General features: G+C 62.0%; 1 protein-coding gene. It reads left to right on the top strand.

The features are described from left to right. Positions 1–576: type IV secretory system conjugative DNA transfer family protein (locus EN749_RS36895; protein ID WP_148674729.1), on the top strand; the 576-nt coding region annotated here is incomplete at both ends.

The raw sequence follows: 576 nt of genomic DNA on the forward strand, positions 1-576 counted from the left end.
GTCCAGGTGTTTTTCGGCGCCCAGGACGCCGAAGACCTGAAATACATTTCCGATACTTTGGGCGAGCGCACCGAAGTCCAGAAGGATGTCAGCAAGACCCAAGCGACGATGTTCGACATGCATCACGCGCGCACGGTGCACGTGAAGGAGGTCCGTCGGCCTTTGATGCGCCCTGACGAGATCCGCACCATGAGCCGCAACAAATGCATCCTCCTGCCTCGCGGCTCGCATGCGATTTTTGGCACACGCAATTTCTATTTTGCCGACGCTGAGCTGTCGAAGCGTGCCTGGTTGCCGATTCCGGCCTTTAAGGCGGCGGCCGCCAAGGTGGACACGGAGCCGGATTCCGGCCGGAAAGCAGCACCAAAACCGAGTGCTGGTTTTGACGACATGTTGGTTCCGCCGCGGTTTGCGCGCGCGAGTGAAGCGGCGCCGGCATTAACGCGGCCCCGCGGTGCCGTTTTCGCGGCCAAGGCTGGCAGGCGCCCTCCCACGCCGGCGCGTCCGGTCACCGTGACGACCTCCATTGCAGCTAAATCTAAACCATCAACCAGTCGGCCACCCCTGCCTCGGAAC

Source organism: Mesorhizobium sp. M7A.F.Ca.ET.027.02.1.1 (assembly GCF_004022985.1).
Taxonomy (GTDB): domain Bacteria; phylum Pseudomonadota; class Alphaproteobacteria; order Rhizobiales; family Rhizobiaceae; genus Mesorhizobium.